General features: G+C 63.9%; 1 protein-coding gene. It reads right to left on the minus strand.

The window, feature by feature from the left end; translation table 11 throughout:
* Positions 1-350, minus strand: a 350-nt coding sequence (locus tag I6F37_RS41960) for an Hsp20/alpha crystallin family protein (RefSeq protein ID WP_225154666.1), incomplete at its 3' end; no start/stop codon positions are given.
* Positions 351-416: the final 66 nt, after the last annotated feature.

Here is a 416-nt window from a genome sequence, read left to right on the forward strand (position 1 = left end):
GTGAGCACCCCGTCGTGAAGGTCCGCTTCGAGGGACTGAAGATCGAGACCGTCGCCGAGCTGAACCTGGCGGCGGAAGTTGCCGCGGTAGCGCTCGGCAAAATACGGCTGATCGCCCTCCTGACGTTGCCAGCTGCGTTCGGCCGCGATGGTCAGCATGTTGCGTTCGACGGAGATGTCGAGGCTGTCCGCCTTGACGCCGGGAAGGTCGATGTGGACCCACACGTCAGTGCCGCGTCGGAACGCGTCCATCGGCATGATCCCGCCGGTGCCTGCGCTGTTGCTCTGGCGTCCGGAGAAGCGACTGAAGAGGGTGTCGAGGTCGCGGAACGGGTCGGTCTGGATCAGCATTGTCGTGCACTCCTTCGGTGTCGGTGGGGATCGCGCATTCGGCGATGGTCAACATAATGCCACTGG

Source organism: Bradyrhizobium sp. NBAIM08, from assembly GCF_020193935.1.
In the GTDB taxonomy this organism is placed as follows: domain Bacteria; phylum Pseudomonadota; class Alphaproteobacteria; order Rhizobiales; family Xanthobacteraceae; genus Bradyrhizobium; species Bradyrhizobium yuanmingense.